Source organism: Actinoplanes awajinensis subsp. mycoplanecinus (assembly GCF_001509495.1).
Taxonomy (GTDB): domain Bacteria; phylum Actinomycetota; class Actinomycetes; order Mycobacteriales; family Micromonosporaceae; genus Actinoplanes; species Actinoplanes palleronii.
The window spans coordinates 38,242-59,148 of record NZ_LLZH01000268.1; the positions used below are offsets into that span (position 1 = coordinate 38,242).

General features: G+C 71.9%; 18 protein-coding genes. 6 read left to right on the forward strand and 12 right to left on the reverse strand.

Annotated elements, in window-relative coordinates; all coding sequences use genetic code 11:
* Positions 1-22 precede the first annotated feature (22 nt).
* Positions 23-742: a PP2C family protein-serine/threonine phosphatase gene (locus ADL15_RS25635; protein WP_067696295.1), complete on the reverse strand. Its 720-nt coding sequence runs from the start codon at positions 740-742 to the stop codon at positions 23-25.
* Between the two features lie 245 nt (positions 743-987).
* Between ADL15_RS25635 and ADL15_RS25640 the strand changes: the two genes are divergently transcribed.
* On the forward strand, positions 988-3,489 hold the full coding sequence (locus tag ADL15_RS25640) for a Tex family protein (RefSeq protein WP_067696548.1): 2,502 nt from the start codon (positions 988-990) through the stop codon (positions 3,487-3,489).
* A gap of 93 nt (positions 3,490-3,582) precedes the next feature.
* Here the strand turns inward: ADL15_RS25640 and ADL15_RS25645 are convergent, their stop codons facing one another.
* On the reverse strand, positions 3,583-5,454 hold the full coding sequence (locus ADL15_RS25645; RefSeq protein ID WP_232344330.1) for a serine/threonine protein kinase: 1,872 nt from the start codon (positions 5,452-5,454) through the stop codon (positions 3,583-3,585).
* Positions 5,455-5,702: 248 nt separating this feature from the next.
* Here ADL15_RS25645 and ADL15_RS25650 point away from each other — a divergent pair, with 248 nt between their 5' ends.
* Both ADL15_RS25650 and ADL15_RS25655 read left to right on the forward strand, forming a co-directional pair.
* A complete protein-coding gene (locus ADL15_RS25650) occupies positions 5,703-5,951 on the forward strand; it encodes a PspC domain-containing protein (RefSeq protein ID WP_067696297.1) in 249 nt (82 codons plus the stop codon).
* A gap of 67 nt (positions 5,952-6,018) precedes the next feature.
* On the forward strand, positions 6,019-6,291 hold the full coding sequence (locus ADL15_RS25655; RefSeq protein ID WP_067696300.1) for a hypothetical protein: 273 nt from the start codon (positions 6,019-6,021) through the stop codon (positions 6,289-6,291).
* Here the strand turns inward: ADL15_RS25655 and ADL15_RS25660 are convergent.
* From ADL15_RS25660 to ADL15_RS25670, 3 genes are read right to left on the reverse strand one after another with little or no spacing between them, the layout of a single operon-like run.
* Positions 6,288-6,824, reverse strand: a complete 537-nt coding sequence (locus tag ADL15_RS25660; RefSeq protein WP_083971740.1) for a TlpA family protein disulfide reductase — start codon at positions 6,822-6,824, stop codon at positions 6,288-6,290. The two genes, ADL15_RS25655 and ADL15_RS25660, sit on opposite strands and share 4 nt — an antisense overlap.
* 26 nt (positions 6,825-6,850) lie before the next feature.
* On the reverse strand, positions 6,851-8,329 hold the full coding sequence (locus ADL15_RS25665; RefSeq protein ID WP_067696302.1) for an NADH-quinone oxidoreductase subunit NuoF family protein: 1,479 nt from the start codon (positions 8,327-8,329) through the stop codon (positions 6,851-6,853).
* Positions 8,326-10,092: a translation initiation factor III gene (locus tag ADL15_RS25670; RefSeq protein WP_067696304.1), complete on the reverse strand. Its 1,767-nt coding sequence runs from the start codon at positions 10,090-10,092 to the stop codon at positions 8,326-8,328. Before ADL15_RS25670 ends, ADL15_RS25665 begins: the two co-directional genes overlap by 4 nt.
* 375 nt (positions 10,093-10,467) lie before the next feature.
* On the opposite strand from ADL15_RS25670, the gene ADL15_RS25675 reads away from it, so the two are divergent.
* Positions 10,468-11,265, forward strand: coding sequence for a hypothetical protein (locus ADL15_RS25675; RefSeq protein ID WP_067696305.1), 798 nt, complete (start codon positions 10,468-10,470; stop codon positions 11,263-11,265).
* A 51-nt stretch (positions 11,266-11,316) separates the two neighbouring features.
* A complete protein-coding gene (locus ADL15_RS25680; RefSeq protein WP_198171009.1) occupies positions 11,317-11,892 on the forward strand; it encodes a DUF3455 domain-containing protein in 576 nt (191 codons plus the stop codon).
* A 4-nt stretch (positions 11,893-11,896) separates the two neighbouring features.
* Here ADL15_RS25680 and ADL15_RS25685 read toward each other — a convergent pair whose 3' ends face one another.
* From ADL15_RS25685 to ADL15_RS25710, 6 genes are all read right to left on the reverse strand, one after another.
* Entirely contained in the window at positions 11,897-12,646 is a 750-nt protein-coding gene (locus tag ADL15_RS25685; RefSeq protein ID WP_067696310.1) for a PP2C family protein-serine/threonine phosphatase, read from the reverse strand.
* Positions 12,643-13,251, reverse strand: a complete 609-nt coding sequence (locus ADL15_RS25690; RefSeq protein WP_067696313.1) for a hypothetical protein — start codon at positions 13,249-13,251, stop codon at positions 12,643-12,645. Before ADL15_RS25690 ends, ADL15_RS25685 begins: the two co-directional genes overlap by 4 nt.
* Positions 13,248-13,712 carry a MarR family winged helix-turn-helix transcriptional regulator gene (locus tag ADL15_RS25695; RefSeq protein ID WP_067696316.1) on the reverse strand — a complete coding sequence of 155 codons (465 nt, stop codon included), beginning with the start codon at positions 13,710-13,712 and terminating at the stop codon, positions 13,248-13,250. Before ADL15_RS25695 ends, ADL15_RS25690 begins: the two co-directional genes overlap by 4 nt.
* Positions 13,713-13,809: 97 nt before the next feature.
* Positions 13,810-15,609, reverse strand: a complete 1,800-nt coding sequence (locus ADL15_RS25700) for a glycoside hydrolase family 6 protein (protein WP_067696319.1) — start codon at positions 15,607-15,609, stop codon at positions 13,810-13,812.
* Between the two features lie 1,070 nt (positions 15,610-16,679).
* Positions 16,680-17,414: an HAD family hydrolase gene (locus ADL15_RS25705; RefSeq protein WP_083971726.1), complete on the reverse strand. Its 735-nt coding sequence runs from the start codon at positions 17,412-17,414 to the stop codon at positions 16,680-16,682.
* A 36-nt stretch (positions 17,415-17,450) separates the two neighbouring features.
* On the reverse strand, positions 17,451-18,011 hold the full coding sequence (locus tag ADL15_RS25710) for a hypothetical protein (protein WP_067696321.1): 561 nt from the start codon (positions 18,009-18,011) through the stop codon (positions 17,451-17,453).
* Positions 18,012-18,234: 223 nt separating this feature from the next.
* On the opposite strand from ADL15_RS25710, the gene ADL15_RS25715 reads away from it, so the two are divergent.
* Positions 18,235-19,719 carry a sensor domain-containing diguanylate cyclase gene (locus tag ADL15_RS25715; RefSeq protein ID WP_232344331.1) on the forward strand — a complete coding sequence of 495 codons (1,485 nt, stop codon included), beginning with the start codon at positions 18,235-18,237 and terminating at the stop codon, positions 19,717-19,719.
* A gap of 29 nt (positions 19,720-19,748) precedes the next feature.
* Here ADL15_RS25715 and ADL15_RS25720 read toward each other — a convergent pair whose 3' ends face one another.
* The gene (locus ADL15_RS25720) at positions 19,749-20,891 is read right to left on the reverse strand and encodes an acyl-CoA dehydrogenase family protein (RefSeq protein ID WP_067696327.1); all 1,143 of its coding nucleotides are present in this window, start codon (positions 20,889-20,891) and stop codon (positions 19,749-19,751) included.
* Positions 20,892-20,907: the final 16 nt, after the last annotated feature.

A 20,907-nucleotide genomic window follows, 5' to 3' on the forward strand; every position in this document is an offset into this window, starting at 1 on the left:
GGCGTCGATGTTCACCGAGTGTTCAGACCTCCACGACGTCGGCGATGATCACGGTGACGTTGTCCGGGGCGCCGTTCTCCAGGGTGCGGTTGACCAGCTCGGCGGCGCAGGTGCGCCGGTCCGGGTTGTCGCGCAGGGTCTGCGCGATCACCGCGTCCTCCACGTAGTCGGACAGGCCGTCGCTGCAGAGCAGGTACCGGTCGCCGACCCGGGCCGGGATCATCCGGCCGGCCGGGCGGAACGGGCCGCCCTGCACGGCCTGGGTGACCAGCGCCCGCTGCGGGTGCCGGCGGGCGTCGTCCGGCGTCAGCACGCCCTGGTCGACGAGCGCCTGCACATACGTGTCGTCGCGGGTGAGCTGCTGGAAGTCGCCGTCGCGCAGCAGATAGCAGCGCGAGTCGCCGACGTTCAGCGCGGCCAGCCGCTCGCCGGAGAGCAGCAGGGCGGTCACCGTGGTGCCCATCCCGTCGCGGGCGTCGTCGTCGGCGACGGCCTTCTCGATCTGCTTGTTCGCGGTCTGCAGCGCCTCGATCAGATCCTGTAGGGGCTCCCCGGTGTCCGGCTTCTGATCGACCTCGCCGAGCGCCTGAACCAGGATGTCGCTCGCAAGCTCGCCGGCGGGCAACCCGCCCATGCCGTCCGCGACCACGAAGAGGCGATTGCCAACGAAGACAGCGTCCTCGTTGTTGGACCGGACCAGGCCCTGATCGGTGGCGGCGACCGCCCGGACAGCAAGCGTCATGGTGCAAGAGTGCCAAAGCCCCGTTGGGTTGTCTCTAGTAAACGTGCACCTCCGCGTACGGCGTGTCGGGCGATCCGGCGTTTCCGCAGGTCACGACGGTGCACGCGGTGGGGCGGTTCACCCGTGGGCCGAACTTGCGCGCGGCGCGGCGCGCCGGGCGGCCCGCCGCCGTACGGGTGATCATCTTCTCGGCGGTCTGCGGGGCGGCGCGACAAGCTCCGGCGGACTCGGTAACAATCGTCACCGTGACGACAGCGATCCATCAGCGCATTGCCTCCGAGCTCGGGGTCCGCGAAGGGCAGGTCACCGCCGCGGTCGAGCTGCTCGACGGCGGGGCCACCGTGCCGTTCATCGCCCGCTACCGCAAGGAGGTGACCGGCACCCTCGACGACACGCAGCTGCGCAACCTCGAGGAACGGCTGGGTTATCTGCGCGAGCTGGAGGACCGGCGGGCCGCGGTGCTGGAGTCGATCCGCTCCCAGGGCAAGCTGGACGAGGCGCTGGAGCAGCAGATCCTCGAGGCCGACACGAAGGCCCGGCTGGAGGACATCTACCTGCCGTTCAAGCCGAAGCGCCGGACCAAGGCGCAGATCGCCCGGGAGGCCGGCCTGGAGCCCCTCGCCGAGGGTCTGCTGTCCGACCCCACGGTCGACCCGAAGGCGGCCGCGGCGGCGTTCGTGGACGCCGAGAAGGGTGTCGCCGACGCGCAGGCCGCGCTGGACGGCGCCCGGTCGATCCTGATCGAGCGGTTCGCCGAGGACGCCGACCTGATCGGCGAGCTGCGCGAGCAGATGTGGACCCGGGGCCGGCTGGTCGCCAAGGTCCGCGACGGCAAGCAGACCGACGGCGCCAAGTTCTCCGACTACTTCGAGTTCGGCGAGCCGTACACCAAGCTCCCCTCGCACCGCATCCTGGCGATGCTGCGCGGCGAGAAGGAGGAGGTCCTCGACCTCACCATGGAGCCGCACCCGGAGGAGGACGAGGGCTACTTCGAGGGCCGGATCGCCGGGCGCAACGGGGTCACCGACCACGGCCGGCCGGGCGACAAGTGGCTGATCGACACGGTCCGCTGGGCCTGGCGCACCCGGATCCTGATCCACCTCGGCGCCGACCTGCGGGTCCGGCTGCGCGAGGCGGCCGAGGACGAGGCCGTCCGGGTCTTCGCCGCGAACCTGCGCGACCTGCTGCTGGCCGCCCCGGCCGGCACCCGCACCACGATGGGCCTGGACCCGGGTTTCCGCACCGGCGTGAAGGTCGCCGTGGTCGACGCGACCGGCAAGTGCGTCGCCACCGACGTGATCTACCCGCACGTGCCGCAGAACAAGTGGGACGAGTCGATCCACCGGCTGGCCGCGCTCGCCTCGAAGCACCAGGTCGACCTGATCGCGATCGGCAACGGCACCGCGTCGCGGGAGACCGACAAGCTCGCCGCCGAGCTGATCAAGCGGCACCCGGAGGCGAACCTGACCAAGGCGGTGGTCTCCGAGGCCGGCGCGTCGGTCTACTCCGCCTCCGCGTACGCCTCGCAGGAGCTGCCCGGCATGGACGTGTCGCTGCGCGGCGCGGTCTCCATCGCCCGCCGCCTGCAGGACCCGCTCGCCGAGCTCGTGAAGATCGACCCGAAGTCGATCGGCGTCGGCCAGTACCAGCACGACCTGTCCGAGGTGAAGCTGGCCCGCTCACTGGACGCGGTCGTCGAGGACTGCGTGAACGGCGTCGGCGTGGACGTCAACACCGCCTCCGCGCCGCTGCTCACCCGGGTCTCCGGGATCACCGCGGGGCTGGCCGAGAACATCGTGATGCACCGCGACCAGAACGGCCCGTTCCGGAACCGCAAGGAGATCAAGAACGTCGCCCGGCTCGGCCCGAAGGCGTTCGAGCAGTGCGCCGGCTTCCTGCGCATCCGCGACGGCGAGGACCCGCTCGACTTCTCCAGCGTGCACCCCGAGTCGTACCCGGTGGTCCGCACGATCGCGGCCGACGCCGGCGCCGAGATCAAGGCGCTGATCGGCAACAGCCCGCTGCTGCGCGCCGTCCGGCCGGACAAGTTCGTCACCGAGGCGGTCGGCCTGCCGACCATCACCGACATCCTCAAGGAGCTGGAGAAGCCGGGCCGCGACCCGCGCCCGGCGTTCACCACGGCCACCTTCGCCGAGGGCGTCGAGAAGATCGCCGACCTGACGCCGGGCATGGTCCTGGAGGGTCAGGTCACCAACGTGGCGGCGTTCGGCGCGTTCGTCGACATCGGCGTGCACCAGGACGGCCTGGTGCACGTGTCGGCGCTGTCCGAGAAGTTCGTGCAGGACCCGCGCGAGGTGGTCAAGTCCGGCGACGTGGTCAAGGTCCGGGTGCTCGAGGTGGACCCGCAGCGCAAGCGGATCTCGCTGACCATGCGGCTCTCCGACGAGCCGAACCGGGGCCGGCAGCCGCGCGAGGACCGCGGCGGGCAGGGCGGCCAGACCGGTCAAGGCGGTCAGAACGCCCAGGGCGGCCCGCGTGGCGGTCAGGGCGGACAGGGTGGCCAGCGCGGCGGCCAGGGCGGTCAGCGTGGCGCTCAGGGCGGTCAGGGTGGCCAGCGCGGCGGCGGCCAGGGTGGTCAAGGCGGTCAGCGCGGTCAGGGTGGCGGCCAGCGCGGCGGCCAGCCGCGGCAGGGCGGTGGTCAGCGCGGTGGCGGCAGCAGCGGTGGCGGCTTCGGCAACGACGCGATGGCCGACGCGCTGCGCCGGGCCGGGCTGACGAAGGACTGACGGCAGGCGGGGCTTCCGGTCACGGCGATTTCTCGTACGTACGGAAGCCCCGGCCGCAGCCGTGACCCGCGACGAGCCGGGACGGGCGAGCGGTCAGTTCCAGATCTTGATGTCGCTGAAAGCGACCTGGTACGGACCCAGCACGGGAGCGTCGCGCTCGCTGAAGACGCCCAGGTGCAGCTGGCCCGCGCCGAGATCCTTCTCGGTCAGCGCGGCCGAACCCACCTCGGCGCCGTCGCGGCTCACCGTCACCGTGCCGCCCCGCACCCGCAGGGTGATCCGGGTCGGCTCGGCGTTCAGCGCGATCGGCTCGGGCAGCACGAACGTCCGCAGCGTGCTGACGTCACCGTCGGTCTGGTGCAGCCCGACGTAGATGTGGTTCTCGCAGACCCGGGCCTGGTAGCCGTGCAGTTTCGGCACCCGGACGAACCGGAACCAGATCCCGGCGCAGCTGCCCGGCGCCTCCAGGCGCACCCCGACCTCGGCGGTCAGGTCGGCCGGCAGCACGTCGGCCGGACCCTTGCAGCGGTACACGTCGTTGTTCTCCCGGACCGCCACCAGCTCGCCGTCGACGAACGCGCAGTGCGCGCCCTGGTTGACCGGCGCCTTGTCCAGAGCGGTCGGGATCCAGAACTTCGGGGCGGCCAGCGCGTCGCTGATCAGCGGAGCGCCGAGCGCGGCACCCTCGGTCACCCGGGGCGTGGCGGCCGCGTCCTTCGCCGCGTCGCCGGACCGGGACTTCATCACCGCGGCCGCGATCGCGATGCCCGCCACCAGCGCCACCGCGAGCAGGGCCACCGCGGCCGGGAGCACCCAGCGGCGCGCCGGCTCGGGCGACCGGGAACCGCCGGACACCGTGGTCGAGGCGGCCGGCGAGATCGGCACCGTGACGATCGAGTTCTCGTCGTACCCGACCAGGCCGGGCGGGATGTCCAGGACCGGCGCCGTGGTCGCCCCGGCGGCGGTCGCGGCGACCGGCGTGGTCACCGGCGCGGCGGTCCGGCCGGTCACCGCGAACCCGGTCACCGCCTGCGCCTCGACCGCGGCGGCCTGCAGGTCGGGCTGGTCGGCCAGGGCGGCCGCCACGGCCGCCGGGTGCTCGCCGGAGATCAGCAGGTCGAGCAGCTCCCGGGCGCTGGGCCGGTTGGCCGGGTCCTTCTCCAGGGCGTGCGCGACCAGGTTGCGCAGCGGGCGGTGCAGGCCGTGCAGGCGGGGCGGCTGGGTGAGGATCCGGGCCGCGGTGGCCGGCGGCGAGTCCGCGTAGAACGGGGTCTTGCCGGTCCCCGCGTACGTCACCACGCTCCCCCAGGCGAACACGTCCGCGGCCGGGGTGATGATCGGGGTGTCCGCGTCGGTGTTGAACCGCTCCGGCGCCATGTACGCCACCGTGCCGACCATCTGGTCGGGCCGGGTGTTCTCGCTGGCCATCGCCATGGCGCGGGCGATCCCGAAGTCGATCACCTTGGGGCTGCCCGGCGCGAGCAGCACGTTGCGCGGCTTGAGGTCACGGTGGATCACGCCGGCGCCGTGGATCGCGGTCAGCGCGGTGGCCACGCCGATCGCCACGCTGTGCAGGTTGGCCGAGGTCAGCGGGCCGCGCTGCTCGACCACCTCGGCCAGGGTGGGTCCGTCGACGTACTCCACCACCAGGTAGGGGCGCTCGTGGTCGGGGTCGGCGTCGAGCACCTCGGCGGTGCAGAACGGCGGCACCTGCCGGGCCCGGTCCACCTCGCTGCGGAACCGGCGGCGGAACTCGTCGTCGTGCGCCAGGTCGAGCCGGACCACCTTGACCGCGACCAGCACGTCGCTCTTCTGCCGGCGGCCCAGATAGACCGTGCCCATTCCGCCCTCGCCGAGGCGGCCGAGCAGCTCGTAGTCGCCGAGCATGCCCGGATCGTGCGGACGCAACGGTTGCGTCCGTTCCCCCGGCAACGTGCTGTCGACCATGTTCTTCGCGCCCCCCATATTCCCCGCTGGCACTGTAACGGGCGGCTCCGCGGTCGCAGTAGACCCGGTGGCCCGGTTGGCACCGAACCGACACCAGAAATCGAGCGCGCTCCGGGGTGGCTCTGCGACGGCTCTGCGGGTCAACCCTGAGAGCGCGGATCAGGGGGCGATCCGGGCGGTGCCGGATGGAAAGTGCCGGATCCGGGTAGCAAGCTTGAGGCATGACTTCCCCACCCCGGGGACGAGACGAAGGAAAGCGAGACCCCATGAACGCCGTGCACGACACGATGGCCCGCCAAGGCCTGGTCCGCCCGCGTGACGGCCGCATGGTGGGCGGCGTCTGCGCCGGTCTCGGCCGGCGCTTCGGGCTCGACCCGTGGATCGCCCGCCTGCTCTTCGTGCTGATCCTCTTCGTGATCCCGGGCAGCCAGATCCTGGTCTATCCGATCCTCTGGGTCCTGATGCCGTCCGAGCAGACGGAGTTCTCGGCGACCACCCCGCCGGCCACCTGGTGACGCACCGGGCCGGGGCAGCCTCGCTGTCCCGGCCCGGTTTTTTCCGTGCTGATGTGAGGAGCGCCGCATGACCGTCGTCGCCACGCTGGTGATCGAGGGACCGTCCCGGTCGCTCACCACCTTCGCCCGCGCCGTCCCGATCACCGTGGACGGCCAGGCCAAAGGTCAGGTGCGGGCCGGCAAGCGGCTGACGCTGGCCCTGGCGCCCGGCTCGCACACCGTCCGGGCACACGGCGGCGCGGAGCTGCCGGTCCGGCTCGGGCCGGGCCTGACCACCCGGGTCCGGGTGGAACGCGACGCGGCCGGCCGCTGGCACGTCACCGACGCCGGTCCGGGCTAAGCGACCAGCTTCTTCAGCGCCGCGGTGAGCTGCTGGTCGTCCAGGTAGCTCCGGGTGACCATGGTGCCCGCGGCGTCCAGCAGGACGTAGGTGCTCTGCTCGAAGATCGCGAAGCGCTTCCAGATCTTGCCGGTCGGGTCGTTCAGGTGGGTGACCGCGCCGACGTCCATGTCCGCGACGAACTCGCGCATGGCCTTGGTGGTGCCCATCCCGGCGACGCCGAGGAAGGTGAGCCGGCCGGCGTACTCCTCCTGGTCGTCGGCCACCGACTGGGCCTCGCCGGCGCAGGTGGCGCACCAGGGCGCCCAGAACCACAGCACCGCCGGTTTCCCGGCCAGCTGGGCGGCGTCGTAGGTGGCGCCGTCCAGTGTCGTACCGGAGAACTTCAGCGTCTCGGGCACCGGCGGGGCCGGCGGCGAACCGGCCACCGGCGACCCACCGGCGGCCGGCCGTGCGGCCGCCGGAGGCGACGTGGCACAGCCGGCGGCCAGCATGGCCAGCGGAAGCGTCAGCAGAGCCCGACGGGTACCCACCAGCGCTCCTTCCGGCATCGGTGTCACTAGTGGGCCGCGGCGGCCGGGTCGATCAGCCGCAGGGCCAGCGCCGGGCAGACGTTGACGGCCTTGCGGGCGCCGTCCTCCAGCCACGGCGGCAGCGGCGTCTGCGGGAACGCCGGGAAACCGTTGTGGTCCAGCCGGATGATCTCCGGGGCGACCGCCGAGCAGAGCCCGTGCCCGTCGCACCGCGACCAGTCCAGCGCCAGCCTCCGGGCGCCCTTCTCCGCGGTGTACGGCAGCGGCAGGATGCCCCGCACCTGCTTCCCGCAGCCCTCCCCGTTCGCGTGCGCCTCGACGTCCTTGTGGAACACCTCGAGCGCGGAGAGCGCGAACCGGGACGTGCCGTCCGGGTGGCTGCACGCGCCCCGGCCCTTGACCAGACCGGCCGCCTGACGCACCTGCTCCAGCGCGGAACCGCCGAGCGACACCAGGGTGACCGCCCGGGCCAGGTCCGGCAGGCCGAGCCGGCACGGGCCGCACTGCCCGGCCGACTCACCGGCGAGATACTGCACGACCTGGGCGACCTCGCCGAGCGCGCAGGTCTTGGAGCCGATCGGGATCAGCATGCCGGCGCCGAGCGTGCCGCCCACCTTGGCGAACCCCTTGCGGGAGATCGTCACGGTGGCCGCCTGCTCCGCACTGATCCACTTGCCGTGGTAGCCGCCGACCAGCAGCCCCGGGCCGATGTCCGCGCCGCACATGGTGAGCACGTCCATCAGCGGGGTGCCGCTGGGCGCCTCGACGACCGCGGGCGCGGTGGCCGAGCCGCCGACGGTCAGCATGACCGTGCCGGGCTCCTCCGGGATGCCGACCGAGTTGTACTCCCACGGCCCGAGCCGGGCCGCGATCGCCAGCTGCGAGTACGTCTCGGCGTTGGAGAGCAGGGTGGGCAGGCCCATCACGCCGTTGTCGCTGGACCGGACCTTGCGGCCGGGCGGGATGTGCGCCTCGCCGTTGATCCCGCGGACCAGCGCGCCGCCCTCACCGGAGATGAACCGGTGCGGGACCGTGACGATCCGGGTCGGGCAGGGCATCTTCCGCTCGGCCAGGGCCGCGGTCAGCGAGTTCTGCCCGATGCCGTCGTCGGCGATGCCGATGACGATCTCCTCCGCGTCCAGGGCGGCGGCGGCCAGAGCCGCGCCGTCCAGGATCAGGTGCGGACCGCGGGTCAGGATCGACTTGTCCTTCCAGGACGGCGGCTCACCCTCGGTGGCGTTCACCACGATCACCGGAGGCAGGTCCTGCCGCTTGCAGGAGTCGATCACCGCGCGCACCTTGCGGGCGAACGGGAAGCCCGCGCCGCCACGTCCGCGCAGCTCGATCCGGTCGGCGAGCCCGATCAGCTCACCCGACGAGAGGGCCGCGAACCCGCCGTGCACCTCCTGGTGCGCCTGCAGGTCGAGGCGGCCGTACTCGTCGAAGCCCGCGGTGATCCGCGGGACGCCGATCGAGGTGACCGGTGGGACTTGTGCCGTGCTCAATTCGATTCACCGCGCAACTGCGAGAAGTAGGCGTCGTCGTCGTCGCCACCGCGGCCACGGCCACGACGGGACGGCGCGACGGGGGCGCCGCCACCGCGGACCACCTCGGTGGACGGCCGGCGGGCACGCCGGGATCCGGTGTCGACCAGGGAGTCGTCATCGGTGTACTGGTCGTCGGCCAGGTCGACGAACTGGCTGCGGCTGTGCCGGCCGTCGTCGGCGCGGCGGCGGCCACCGGTGGGTTCCTCCTCCTCGTACCGGGGGGCACGCGGGCGGGGGGTCTCCTCGTACACCTCGTCGGCACGACGGCGGGCACGCGGAGCGGCCTCCTCGTAGTAGTCGTCGTCGGCACGGCGGCGGGCCCGGGGGGCGGGCTCGTCGTCGTCGGCGTACCGGCGCATCCGGGTCTGGGTGTCGTCCATCCGCATCCGGGTGCCGGTCTCGGACAACTCGTCCCGGCGCATCCGGGTCTGGGTGTCCTCCATCCGCATCCGGGTGCCGGTCTCCGACAACTCGTCCCGGCGCATCCGGGTGCCGGTCTCGTCCGGGCGCAGCCGGGTTCCGGTCTCGTCGGGGCGCAGGCGGGCGCCGGTGTCCTCCAGCGACGAGCGGCGGGCCCGGGGGTCCTCCTCGTCGTCCGCGTACCGGCGGCTGCGCGGGCGCGGGCCGTCGTCGTAGTACTCCTCGTCACGACGGCGCGCGCGGGGGGCGGGCTCCTCGTACCGGTCGTCCTCGAACTCGCGGCGGGAGATCGCCCGGGTCGGCTCGTCGAAGCGCTCGTCCTCGACGGGACGCCGCTGGCGCGGGGCCGGGGCCTCGAGCTCGGCGAGCATGGCCGGTTCCGGGATGACCTGGGCGGGCGGGGCCGGAACGGGCGGTGCGACGGGCGGGGCCGGCGGCGCTGCGGCGGGCACCCAGCTGCTCAGGGTGGCCGGCTCGGCGGGCGCTGCCAGGTCGGCGCCACCACGGCCGCCGCCACCGCCGAAGCGGTTGCGGGTGGTGCCGGCGGTGGGCGCCGTGCTGGCCGGTTTGACGGCGCCGAGGCCGGCGGCGGACGAGAAGTCCTTGCGCCGGTTCAGGCTGACCGACAGTCGCACCGCGAGGCCGATGAGCACGGCCAGGACGCAGATGACGTAGCTGACGATGACCCAGGTGGCCGCGGCCCGGCCGGCGCCGAGGCCGTGCATCAGGGCGATCGGCCACATCAGGTACGAGACCGAGTGGATCGCGCGCCACATCCACGGCTTGCCGCGGCCGATGAACCGGGCCCGGATCAGGCCGCTCCAGGTGACCATGAACAGGACGTACCCGGAGATCTGCCCCAGCCCGATGTACAGCGTGTTCGTCGGGGTGAGGAACGGGATGAAGATGTCGATCACCCGGATGTGGTGCTCGACGGTCTTGGTCCACAGGTGCACCACGAGCGACGAGATCGCCATCACGCCGGTGGTGCGGTGGGTGGACTGCAGCAGCACGCGCTGCCGGATGGAGAGCACCAGCCGGTCGGTGGAGACGAGCCCGACCATGATGGTGATGGAGAGGGACACCAGGGTGAGCACACCCATGTAGAACTCTGCGTACGTGAAGAAATAGACGTACCCGACGCGGCCGGGCTTGGTCATCATCGCGACCGCCCAGATTGCCGCCAGGACGCTTACCACCAGCAGGATGACCGCGCCCGTGGGCACGGTGCGAGTACCGGTGGAGCCGATGTCGACCGCCACCCTACTGGCGGTGCGCTCATTGTTCTTCGACCGGGCCATTGACTCCTCTTTTTCCGCAACGGTCACGTCCCGTGGGCGGTGGGACGCCGGTGTCCGTGGGGAACACCCCGTGCTCAAGTTGTTCTGGACCCGGCCGTGGCGTGCTTTCCCCTGCGATGCCCCGGCCGTGTCCTCCCCGGATTACGTGCCGGGCGGGGCTTCGGATGAACGCGTGCGAAATTTCTGGCCGACTCTTTTCGGTGATCGCGTCGCTACTTTTTGCATTTGGCACCTGAGCTGCGAAAACAGGGGTTCACCGGGGTTCTTAAGGCAAAAATAAGATGCGCCATGGAGTGACCCGGGCCACGAGGTGAACCATTCGGGGCAGCCCGGCGAACTTACTGGGTGAGGGGACCACGAACGAGGGGGGACGCTGTGCGGATTTTCACCGCGCTGCTCGGGGCCACGATCGCGGGGGCGACACTGGGCGCGGCCGGACTGACGGCGGCGCCGGCGCGTGCCGACGTGCCGGGCTTCGGCGTACGGGTCACCGCACCGGCCACGTTCAAGGCGAGCGGCAACACGAAGACCCTGACCGCGGTCAGCACGTCCGACCAGCGCCAGTGCCGCAAAGTGCGCTGGACCCTGATCGTACGAGGCGGCGACGTCCCGCTGGACCGGATCCGGGTGACCCGGATCGAGAACAACACCGCGTTCGCCACCCGGGTCAGCCTGGACGGGGACACCGCGACGCTCGTCGACGAGCAGCTCGACCCGGGCACGCTGTGCCGGGGCCGGACGGTGACCGGCCAGTGGCAGATCGGCTTCGCCGGGCGTGACGGCGGCCGGGTCCGGTTCGAGGTGCGGGCGTTCGACGAGGCGAACACGCTGCTCACCGCGGGTGGCGCGACCACCGAGGTGACCGGCCAGGTGGCCACGTCGTCACCGACGCCGTCACCGTCGAAGACCTCCGCCTCGCCGGAGCCCACCGAGGACGAGGAGGAGGAAGCGACGCCGGCCGACACCACGCCGCCCACCCGGGCGGCCGTGACGCAGAGCCCGCAGGCCCTCTCCCCCGCGGCGAGCGACAGCAACCTGCTCGGGCCGGGCCTGATCGTCGGCGGGGTGTTCTTCTTCCTCGGCCTGCTCCTGCTGCTGCGGCTGCGGTCCCGGACGAAGGCGGCGCGCCAGCAGGCCCAGACGCTGCCGACCGGTTTCTACACGATGCCGTAGACGGCCGAAATACCCGACAAACGGCGCGAAAGGGACTAAAGTTCCCTTATTGTGATCGTTCCTCGGGAGGACTTCGTGGCCCGTACCGCCAGGATCGCGGGTGTGTTCAGCGCGCTCGCCCTGATCTCCGCCGCCCTGCCCGCCGGGGTGGCGTCCGCCGCGCCGGCCGTGGGCACCCCCGGTGCGCCGGTCGTGCCGGCCGCGCTGCAGCCACCGGCCGGCAACGCGGTGCACGCCGTGCTCCGGGCGCGTGGCGTGCAGATCTATGAGTGCAAGCGCAGCATGTGGCAGCCGCTCGAGCCGGCCGCGTCCCTGACCGGGACGACGGTGAACCCGGCCCGCAAGGTCACCGCGGTGCACTTCCGCGGCCCGGCCTGGGTCTCCGACCAGGACGGCTCGATGGTCCAGGGCACCGACCCGGTCACCGAGCCGGCCACCGAGCCCGGCAGTCTGCCGCTGTCGCTCTACCGGGCCACCGGCAACCGGGGCGGCGGCCTGTTCGGCCCGGTCACCTGGATCCAGCGCATCGACACGCACGGCGGCGCGGCCCCGGCCACCTCCTGCGGCGGCGACCAGCCGGTCGCGGTCCCCTACCGCGCGCTCTACCGCTTCTTCACCAAGAAGTGACCCGTCACTGCGTGACCGCCAGGACGATCGCGGTCGCGTTGTCCTGACCACCGGCCGCCAGCGTCGCGTCCAGCAGGGCCCGGACCGCGGCGGCCGGCCGGCCTTCGCCCAGCAGGCGGGCCAGCTGCTGGTAGCCGAGCTGGCCGGACACCCCGTCGGTGCAGAGCAGCAGACGGTCACCGGGGCGCAGCGGCACGTCGAGCACGTCCGGGTCGGGCCGGTCCGGGTGGCCGGCGTACCGGGTCAGCCGGTACCCGTCGGCCTGCGCCTGCGGGTCGGCGGCGGCGTACCAGCCGTGCACCAGGCCGAGCCAGGCGACCGTGTGGTCGACGGTGAGCAACTCCAGCAGGCCGGCGCGCAGGCGGTAGGCGCGGGAGTCGCCGAGCTGCACGATCCGGACGGCGGCTTCGCCACCGCCGTCACCATCCACGCCGGTCACGGCGGTCAGGGTGCATCCGGTCAGGTCACTCAGGGTTCGTGCTTTGTCTCGTACGAGGGAATGCACCTCGGCGACGACTCCCCGCAGCGCGGCCGGAGCCGGATCGGCGCACCGCGTCGCGAACGTCTCCACCGCGAGCCGTCCGGCGGCGGCGCTGCCCTCACCCGCGCCCATCCCGTCCGCGACGATCGCGAGCGGCCGGTCCGCGGCCAGGTGCAGCACGTCGTAGTTCCGGTCGTAGCGCACACCGGTGACGCTCCCGGCGGCCGCGACCACCCGGCACGCGCCGATCCGCCAGGACGCCTCGGCGCTCACGCCTCACCGACCCGGGTGTTCAGGTGCTCGCGGGCCGCGGCGACCAGCGCCTCCGGCTCGTCGGCGTGGAACCGGATCGTGGTGGCCGGCTGCCCGCGGGTCTTGCGGACCGCGACCACGGTGGGCTCGGTCAGACGCACGTCGACGCTGGTCTGGCCGGCCATGCCGAACGAGAGCACGCCGTCCTCCAGCTGGGTCTGCCCGCCCGGTGGCATCGACCGGCGGCGTACCTCGATCGCGGCGATCCGGTCCCAGGGGATCGGCAGGTCGAGGGTGAGGCTGTTGCGGATCCGCAGGCCGGACGGGCCGACCAGGTGCTGGTGCACGTGCATGGTGGCGAGCAGGCCGACCATCCAGAACAGGCCGTAGACGCCGAGCGCCAGCGACGCGATCCGGATCGTCTCCCAGGGCAGGACGAAGTGCAGGATCGGCAGCTCGATCACCGAGACGCCGAGGAGCGCGCCGAGGATCAGGTTGACCGCGCGGTGGTAGGTGAACCGCTGGGCGCCGGGCTCGAGCGGCAGCGGCCGGCGAAGGATCCAGCGGAAGAGAGCGGCCCAGAGGCGCAGCTCGTAGAGCACGACTTTTTTCCCGAGGCCGATCACTCCGTCACCCCCGGCTGGTGGACCAGGCCCAGGCCGTGCAGGGTGGCGAGCACGTCGTCGAGCCCGGCGACCAGGGCGTCGAAGCGGGCGGCCGGCATGTGCGCGAACAGCTGCCGGCCGAACTCGCGCTGCTGCCCGGCGATCTCGTCGAGCAGCGCGGTGCCCCGCTCGGTGCAGGTGACCAGCGTGGCGCGGCGGTCGGCGGGGTGCGGCTCCCGGGTCACCAGGCCGCCCGCGACCAGGCCGTCGACCAGGCCGGTGATCGCCCGCGGGGTGACCCGCAGCGCCTCGGCGAGGGCTCGCTGCGGGCTCGGGCCCAGGCTGCGCAGCGTCCAGAGCAGCGTCATCCGGGAGACGCTCAGGCCCTGCGCCGCCAGGCTCTTCGTCATGTCGTCATTGAGCAGCACGACCAGCTCGAGGATCCGGTCGAGGCCGCCGGCATAGCGTTCGTCGTCACCCATATCGTGACGGTACTTCATCATGTACCAGGTTCACAATATTGCCCGCCGCATGCGGGAGCCCCCGCACCGTTTCCGGCGCGGGGGCTCCCTGAGGTGGTTACAGCGCCGGGTAGGCGTTCGCCATCAGCTGCTGGAACTGGGCGGAGAACCAGGCACCCGAGATCGGGGCGTTCGGCAGGGCGCCGCTCAGGCTGTTGCCGTTGCGGGCGTTACCGGTGTAGGTCGGGTCGCACATCCGGTCGAAACCCTTGCCCTCGTCGTTCGGGATCAGCGAGGAGGAGCCGTCCGACTCACCCGGGGGCTTCACCCAGACGTACGCGTCGATGCCCGCGGCCGGAGCCGCCTTGGGACGCTCGCCGAGGCCGGCGCCGGACTGGTTGCACCAGTTGCCGGCGTGGATGCGGCGGTCGATCCGCGACTCGTTGACGTAGGTGTCCACGACCGTGGAGGTGCTCGCCTTGGTCGGCCGGGCCGAGCCGCCCCAGCCGTTGCGGGACGTGTCGATCAGCATGCCGATGTTGCTGTTGAAGCCGATCGAGACCAGCTTCGTCCGGAACGCCTGGGCGAACGTCAGCTCATCGGTGTACTGGTTCCAGTCGACCCACTTGGACTGCCGGACGCTGGTGCCACCGACCGTGGTGGTCGGCTGGACCCACGGCTCCTGCAGCGCCGAGTAGTTGGCCGTGTTGGTGATGAAGCCGGTGACGTTGTTGACGCTGCCGGAGGCCTGCGCGGCCTGCAGCATGATGTCCGCGGTCGGGCCGAAGTTCGAGTCCCAGCCGATCCAGCCGTGGTGCGCGGCGTCGACGTAGTTGTAGGTGTTGCTCAGCGCGCCGAGCTTGTTCAGGGCGTAACCGATGCCCTGCACGTACCCGCCGTTGGCCTTCATGGTGTCGCACATCGCCGTGCCGCCGGCCTGGCCGGAGGTGTTGGTGACGAGGTTCGGCAGCGAGTCGATCTCGACGATGTTGATGATGCGCAGGCTCTTGTACTTCGCGTCGGCCTGGATCGCGGCGATCGGGTCGATGTACTCGGCCTTGTAGCGCGGCAGGTCGTTCGGGCCCAGCTCACCGTTGGAGGCGAGCGCGGCGCAGTCCCGGCCCGGCAGGTTGTAGATCACGAACTGGATGTAGCCGGCGCCCTGGGCGAGAGCCGCGTCCAGGTGCGCCCGGACCCCCATCGCGCCGTTCGAGCTGCTGTCCGTGGTGCCCGCGATCGCGGCGATCCGGTCCAGCCAGACCGCGGTCGGGTTGTTCGAGACCCGGCTGCCGCCGGTCTCGGCGTCGGCCTTGGCCTTCCACTCCGGGTTGATGTAACCCTTCGCGCCCGAGTACGGGTTGTCGACCTTGACGCCCGGGCTCGTCGACGTCGAGGGGCTGGTCGACGGGCTGCTGGACGGGCTGGTCGACGGGCTCGTCGAGGGGCTCGTCGAGGGGCTCGTGGACGTGCTGGGCGATGTGCTCGGCGACGTCGGGACGCTGCCGGTGCAGGCGACGTTGTTCAGCTTGAATGTGGCGGGCGTGGCGTTGGTGCCCGAGTAGTTCGCGTTGAAGCCGAAGTTCGCCGTGCCGTTCGTGCCGAGCGAGGACGCCCAGGACGGGTTCGTCGCCGTGACGTTCTGGCCGGACTGGGTGACGGTGGCGCTCCAGGCCTGCGTGACCGTCTGGTTGCCGGCGAAGGTCCAGGTCAGATTCCAGCCGCCGGTGATCGCGTCACCGAGGTTGGTGACCGTGACGTTGCCGGTGAAACCAGTGCTCCACTGGTTCACCGAGTAGTCGACACGACAGCCCGCGGCCGCGCTGGCGTCGGTCGTCACGGCGACCGCGCCGGCACCGGCCACGACACTCACGGCGGCGGCTGCCGTGAGGGCGCGGGCCCGGGTGGAAATGGGTCTCATCAGGACTCCTCGAGACGTACGGCGGCGCCAATGATGAACGCCAATGGGAGCGGCGACCAACACATCGGTGGGGATCGTTGGCCGACGCGGACAGCATTACATGGGAGCGCTCCCAGCGCAATGATCCGGAAACAGTTGGGCAACCCCTGGTTCACGCGGGGTGCGGCAGGCCGCCGGAGGGTGTTTCCCGCAGCGTGGGGCGGGGCGATCGGGGCGCGTGATCCGGGGCGCAAGGGCGGCGAGTGCACGCAATCGGCACCCGCGGGGCGGCAGGAGCACGCGATCGCCGCTCACGGGCGGCAAGAGCACGCGATCCGCGCCCGCGGGGCGGTAGGAGCACGCGATCGGTCGAGTCCGGGGGCGGTGGCGGTGCGCGATGGGGTTGTGCGGGCTGCCACCGCCCCTATGAGGGCGGCAGCGGCACGCGAACCCGCAGCGCGGACTTCCACCGCCCCGCTCCAGGGCGGCGAACCACGTGATCGGTACATCTCAGGCGCGGCACAGTCCCGCCCCCGGACCGCAAGCGCGAGCACCGACCCCGGCTGGTGCTGAGGGTTGTCTCAAGCACCGCGAGGCAACCCTCAGCACCAGCCAACGCCGACCGGCTGGTAGTGAGAGCTGTCTCGAGCACCGCGAAGCAACCCTCAGCACCAGCCAACGCTGGCCGGCTGGTGGTGAGGGCTGCTTCCAGGGGCCGGAGGGAGCCGTTTGCACCAGCCGGGGGCGCTACGTGGGGACTTCAGGCACAAAACGGACCGAAACCACACACACAGAGCCCGCCCCTCCCTGGGGGCTCCCCCGCAGACAGTGTGACGGGGAGGCGTTTGGGGGTGGGGGTGGCCTGTGGACAGAGCCGGACGGTGGAAAACGCCCCTCACCCCCGGCCACAGCGCCACCAGCGGGTTGACCGCGCCCACCCACGGACATCGCCCCGGAGGGCTTCGCGTCATGGACGCGCCAGCGGCCAGCGAAGCCCGCAGGGGTCCCGGCGGGAGCGACGATCAGCGGCCAGCGAAGCCCGCAGGGGTCCCGGCGGGAGCGACGATCCGCACCCCGGCGAACGCACGACCTCAAGCCCTTGAACTTGATCTTCCAACTCCCCCCGCGGCGGAAGCTCCTCCCGCGGAACCTCCCGCCGCAGACGCTCCCCCCGGCAGCCGCGCCAGCACCTCCTCCAGCGACACCCCCGCAGCCCTGTCCAGCAGCACATCCGCGTGCGCATAACGATCCCGCGCGGTGAACCCGTTCGGGATCGCCACGCACCGCATTCCCGCGGCCTGCGCCGCCACCACCCCGTGCGGGCTGTCCTCGAACGCCACCGCCTCCTCCGGCGTCACCCCGAGCCGGGACAGCGCCAGCCGGTACACCGCCGGGTCCGGTTTGTGCCGGTCGACCTCGTCGCCGCAGGCCAGGACGTCGAAGCGGTCGAGGTCGCCGGTCCGGGCCAGGTTCGGGCGCACCCAGGTGGCCGGTGAGCTGCTGGCGACCGCGAGCCGCAGCCCGCGCCGCTGCGCGGCGGCGAGCCAGGGACCGATGCCGTCGATCAGACCGAGGGTGGTGTGGATCTTTTCCCGGTACGCCATCCGCCGCGAGTGACTGGCCGGACGGTCGAACCCGGACCCCACCGCGCGGGCCAGCGCCGTGTACCGCGACTCGCTCACGTCACCGCCGTGCTCGGCGAAGAAGCCGGACGTGTCCAGTTCCAGCCCGTGCTGACGCCACTCCCACTGCCAGCTGTCCAGCAGCGTGGCCTCGGTGTCCATCAGCAGCCCGTCGAAATCGAAGATCAACGCCTGGATCGCCATGGCCCGATCATCCCGGACCGGGCGTGGTGCACCGGGTCAGCGGGGTGGGTCGAGGCGACGGGGGACACAGTGCGCCGCGCTGATCGTGTGGCACCAGCCGGTCACCGCGTCCTGGTCCGGGAAGTCACCGAGCGCGACGGTCAGCCAGCTGCCCGGCTCGCTCACCGGATGGTTCAGGTCGGTGCTCCGCAGCAGCACCACCTGGTGGTCGTCGCTGGCCAGGTCGCGGCGCAGGCGCTGGTGCTCGGCGAGGACCGCGGCCGGGTCGGTGCGGCCGGCCGGGGGCGCGGCGAGTTCGGCGGCGTACTGGCCGAGCAGGTCGAGGGCGGCCAGGTCGTCGCGGTGGGTGAATTCCAGCTCGGCCTGCGGGCCGGTGCCGAGCGGCCAGGACTCCGGGCTCGGGCCGAACCCGACGGTCGGCTGGGCGGCCGGGAGCAGCGGGACGAGCGTGGTGGGCGGGGCGGCCCGGTCGAACCGGGCCAGGATCGCAGCCGTCAGTGCGGCCGCGCCGAAGACGGTGATCGCGGCGACGGTCACCGCCCGGGAGCGGGGCCGGGCGGGCGGGGCGGGCGGGGCGGTTTTCCGGTACGCGTCCACTGGCCCTCCGGCTCGTTCAGCACGCGGGTCTCCTCGACGCTAACCGGCCAGCGAGTCGATTACCAGGGCATACGTCGTTTTCAGTCGTCCGGGTGGGCTGCGGCGGGGATCCGCTCCCGAACTGCGACCCGGGTCTCGGCCGGCACGGCTCAACCCCGGGCCCGGAGTGCCGACCTTGGGGACCATGAGCGTGGGCAGCGGATTGCACACAGCCGGACCTCTGGTGGAGGCCCCCGGCGACACGGGCGTGACGCCGGACCGGCAGGTCCTGCTGCTGGCCGAACTGGTCGGCTTCATGACCAAGGACACCCCTTCGGTCCAGCACGTCCTCGACCTGATGACACCGCACCTGCGGGAACTCGCCGGGCTGACCGCGGCGACCGTCTTCGAGCTGGACTCGGAGACCGGTCTGATGACCGGCACCGCCCAGTTCGGCGAGCCGGGGCGCCGGGACCAGATGGTTGCCGGCAAGGTGTTCCGGGCCGCGGCCGGTGGCCCGCCGGTGATCAGCGGTCAGCAGATGGCGATCCGGCTGCGGATCGGCGGCCAGACCGTCGGTGTGCTGCTGCTCACCGGCGACACCCTGGCCGAGCTGCGCCAGGACACCATCTCGACGGTGGCGCTGCACTTCGCCACCACCCTGCAGGGTCTGACCGCGGAGAAGGCCCGGCAGTTCGTGGCGCACACCAGCTCCACCATCCAGGAGCTGTTCGAGAAGGGGATGACCGCGGGCAGCGTGGAGGAGGCGGCCGAGCTGCTGACCCACTCGTGCGCCACGGCGTTCCGCACCGAGCACGCCAGCCTGCACCTGATCGACAACGACGGGCGGATCCGGTACGTCTACGGCGTCGGCTGCCCGGACGAGCGCCTCGACCAGCTGCGCACCAACCTGGTCGGCAAGTCCGCGATCGAGTCACCGGTCTGGCGCAGCATCGTGGAGTCCGGCGAACCCTCGCTGATCAACAACGCGTCCACCACCAAGACCCGGCTCGGCGGGATGGCGCAGACGCTGGGGCTGGGCTCGTTCATCGCGATGCCGCTGATGTCCGGTTTCGGGCCGGTCGGCATGGTGATGTGCGGCGACTCCTCGGGCACCCGGGAGTGGACCGCCCGGGACCGCATCCTGGCGCAGCAGCTCGCCGCCGAGGGCGCGCTGATCATGGACAGCGCCCGGATGCGCCAGGCCAACCAGATGCACATGCAGGAGCTCACCCGGCAGGCGTTCCACGACTCGCTGACCGGTCTGCCGAACCGTAAGCACCTGCTGGACCGGGGCGAGCAGGCGATCGAGATCGCGATGGGCACCGGTACCCGGATGGCGCTGCTGATGCTCGACCTGAACGGCTTCAAGCAGGTCAACGACACCATCGGGCACCACGCCGGCGACGTGCTGCTGCAACTGGTCGCGATGCGGCTGGACGCGCTGGTCCGCTGGCCGGACATGGCCTCCCGGCTCGGTGGCGACGAGTTCTCGATGCTGCTCACCGGCAACCCGGACGACCGGTCCGCGGTCGAGGTCGGCGAGCTGATCTGCGAGCGGCTGCGTGAGCCGTTCGAGATCGACGGCCGCGAGGTCAAGATCGGCGCCAGCATCGGCGTCGCCCTGTTCCCGCGGCACGCCATCGAGTTCGGCGCCCTGATGAAGGACGCCGACGCCTCGATGTACCTGGCCAAGCGCTCCGGCGGTGGCGTGCACCTGGCAAAGTAGAACGCCAGGTAGAACGCCGAGGTGAGAGCTCAGACGAACGCGCCGTGGCCGGTGATCGCCCGGCCCACGATCAGCGTGTTGATCTCACGGGTGCCCTCGTACGAGTAGAGCGCCTCCGCATCCGCCACGAACCGCCCGATGTTGTAGTCCAGCACGATGCCGTTGCCCGCGAGCAGCTCACGGGCCCAGCCCACCACCTCGCGCATCCGGGTGGTGCAGTACGCCTTGGCCAGTGCCGAATGCTCGTCCCGGTACTGGCCGGCGTCCTGCAGCTGGGCCAGCCGCACGCACATCCCGAGCGCGCCGGTCACATTGCCCACCATCCGCACCAGCAGGTCCTGGACCAGCTGGAACTTCGCGATCGGGCGGCCGAACTGCTCGCGCTCGCCGGCGTACGCCAGGGCGATCTCGTAGGCCGCCAGCATCACGCCGACCGCCTGCCAGGCCACCCCGCTGCGGGTCTCCCGCAGGATCTTGGCGGTGTCCTTGAACGAGTTCGCGTTCTGCAGCCGGTCGGCCTCCGGCACCCGGACGTCCACCAGCTCGATGTCGGCGTTCTGCACGATCCGCAGCGCGATCTTGTTCTCGATCTTGGTGGCGGTCAGGCCGGGCGCGTCGCCGGGCACCACGAAGCCCTTGACCTGGTCGTCCGCGACGTCACGGGCCCAGACCACGATCAGGTCGGCGAACGTGGCGTTGCCGATCCAGCGCTTCTGCCCGTCGAGCACCCAGGTGTCGCCGTCGCGGCGGGCCGTGGTGCGCAGACCGGCCGCCACGTCCGACCCGCCGGTCGGCTCGGTCAGCGCGAACGCGCCGATCTGGTCGAACGCGGTCATCCCGGGCAGCCAGCGTTCGCGCTGCTCCGGCGAGCCGCAGGTCTGGATGCTGCCCATCGCGAGGCCGGCGTGCACGCCGTAGAACGTGGCCATGGACGCGTCCGCGTGCGCCATCTCCAGCGCCAGCCAGCCGTTGAGCAACGAGGAGCGTTCGTGGCCGGCCAGGCCGAGCCCGGCGAACCGTTTGATCAGGTGACTCGGGAACTCGGCCCGGGCCCAGTGGTCGTTGGCGATCGGGACCACTTCGGCGGTCAGGAAGTCGCGGACCCGGTGCACGGTCGCGGCCTCGTCCTCGGACAGCAGTCCCTGAAAGGCGTAAAGATCTCCGGCGAGCATATTCGCTTACATGCCC